1 protein-coding gene and 1 pseudogene are annotated in these 2,554 nt (G+C 72.7%); both read left to right on the forward strand.

Annotated elements, in window-relative coordinates; all coding sequences use genetic code 11:
- Window positions 1–2,078 (forward strand): annotated as a pseudogene (locus ACFWBB_RS42555) (hypothetical protein); the annotation flags it as partial.
- A gap of 7 nt (window positions 2,079–2,085) precedes the next feature.
- On the forward strand, window positions 2,086–2,472 hold the full coding sequence (locus ACFWBB_RS42560) for a hypothetical protein (RefSeq protein ID WP_385284678.1): 387 nt from the start codon (window positions 2,086–2,088) through the stop codon (window positions 2,470–2,472).
- Window positions 2,473–2,554 lie beyond the last annotated feature (82 nt).

Genomic DNA, 2,554 nt, shown 5'->3' on the forward strand with positions numbered 1-2,554 from the left:
CAGCCACCAACGCCGCGAACACCGCGCAGTCGCTGGCCAACACGGCCGCGCAGGCGGCTGCCGCCGCCCGCGACGCGGCCAACTCCGCCGCCACGCACGCCGAGAACGCGGCGAAGGCGGCGAAGGCCGCGGCGGACGGCGCCGTCAAGGCGGCCGAGTTCGCCGCCACGGCCACCAAGTGGGCCGCCGAGTCGGTCACGGCCGCCGAGGCCGCGGTGAAGGCGGTCCAGGACGCCGAGGCCGTCGAGAAGGCCGCCCGAGAGTCCGAGGCGCAGAAGCTGGCCGAGGACCTTGAGCAGTCCCTCACCGAGGCCCGGGAGATGGCCCGCGCGGAATCGGAGGACCGGGAGAAGGCCCGCCAGGCCACCACCCAGGCCGACGCCTACGACACCGCGACCAAGGACCTCATCGCCAAGGCCGAGAAGGCGTACGCCGCCGGGGACGCGGCGCAGGCCGTCTCCACCGGCCGCCGAGCCGCGATGAACCTGATCTCCACCACGATCGGAACCTGGAGCCGGGACGCCGCCGAGCACGCCCTCGCCGGAGCCGACGAGGACGTCCTGGCGTGGGTCGCCGCCGACCGGCAGATCGCGCAGAACCAGGACGACCGCGAAACGCTCCTCGCCGTGGCGAAGGTGTCCACCGAGAACGTCGCGAACGCCGCCTCCACGGCGCTGGCCGCCTCCGACACCGGAGCCGTGGGCGCCTTCCTGACCACCGGGATACACGCAGCCGCCGCGGAGGACAACCGCGTCGCCGTCCTGAAGATCCTCAGCGGCAAACCCGGCAAGGCGGTCTCGGCGTCGGCGCAGGCCGCGCTGAACGACGGCTCGCCCCAGGCCCTGCACGGGTTCTTCAGCACGTACGCCGACAACGTCAGGCAGGACGACGAAGTCGCGGTCTTCACCATCCTCAACACGGCCGGCCCCTACACCAAGGCGGCCGCCCAGGTGGCCCTCGAAGGCCCGACGTGGATGCGCCGCGACTTCGTCAACACCGTGTGCCACCGCACGGCGCAGCTCGACTACGACGCCGCCACGCACGTCGCGGCCGTCCGGGCCTCCATCGCGCGCGCCGCGAAGATCGCCCATGACGCGCAGAAGGACGCCTACCAGGCGTCCAAGGCAGCGGCCGACGCGCGCAAGGCGTCCTCGGAGGCGGCGAAGTGGGCGGACAAGGCCAACGCGTCCGCCGACAAGGCCCGCGAGTACGCCACCCAGGCCGACGCCAACGCCGACGCGGCCGAGCAGTCCGCGAAGGACGCGCAGGCGTCCGCGGACAAGGCGAAGGCCGCCGCCGCGTCCGCGCGCACCGCGGCCCGGCAGGCCAACTACTCGGCGAACCAGGCCGTGGCCTCCGCCGCTGCCGCCGCCGTCTCCGCCGGCCAGGCCCAGGCGTCGGCGAACGCCGCCCGCGCCTCCGCCGACGCGGCGGGCAAGGACGCCGCTGCCGCCGCCAGGGCCGCCAGCGAGGCCCGCGCGACGGCGGTCGCCAAGCGTCAGCAGGAGCTCGCCGAGGCCGCGCGCAAGGCGGCGGAGGCGGCCAAGCAGAACAAGCAGAACGGCGTCGACCCCTCCGACAGCAGCGACAGCGACAAGGTCGACAGCCCCGACGGCTGGGGCAGCAAGAAGGACTGGCAGGAGTTCGCACAGCTGCTGAACGGGGTCAGTGCCGTCTCCGGCACCGCGGCCGCGTTCAGCCTGCTCCTTCCGCCGCCCTTCGATGTGGCCGCCGGCGTGTTCGGATCCATCTCCTGGGTCACCGGCATCGGCTCGGCCGTCATCACCGGCTTCACCGACGGCTGGACGTCCGACGCGTTCTACGGCTCCGTCGCGGGTCTGGCGGTCGGCGCCCTGACGGGCGGCTTCGTCCTCGGCAAGATCAAGGTGCCGGGCATGTCCCATATGATCGAGTGGGGTGCGGGGGGCCTGAAGAGCGCCGCCGTGACCGGCACGCGGCTCGGCCATGAACTGGTGGGCCCGGCCATCACCTACGCGACAACGGCGTGGGGCGCCGCCGGCGACTCCGTGTCAGGCATCGGAGATGCCATCTCCGATGGTTGGGACTCACTCTTCTAGGACGCCCATGTTCCTCTCCCTGTCCACCAGCGTCTGGATCCTCATCGCGGCGGCGGCGACCGTCGTCAACCTCGTCGCGATGCAGTGGATCATCCAGATACCGAAGTACAAGAAAAAACAGTTGTGGATGCCGGTCATCGGCATCGCCACCCTGGGCGTCCGGGGTCTGGCGCAGCACAACGCACTGCCCGCGACCCTGTATCTCTACGCCGCGGTCATGGTCATGTTCCCGCTCATGCTGGCCCCGGTCCGCTCCACGATCACCCGGGACCACTACCGGTGGGTCGACGACCCGACGACGAAGGCCAGCAAGGGCGCGATGGCCTGGATCATCGCCTCGGCGGTGGTCCTGATGACCGCGGTCGGCGGGGGGGACGCCGGGGGGGCGGTGTAGGCGCCCATCACCGCACGGCGCGCGGGGGGGGCCGTCACCCCGCCCCACCCGCACCGCCCGGGTTGCGGGCTGACCGTCGCGG

This window comes from Streptomyces sp. NPDC060000, assembly GCF_042737375.1.
GTDB lineage: Bacteria > Actinomycetota > Actinomycetes > Streptomycetales > Streptomycetaceae > Streptomyces.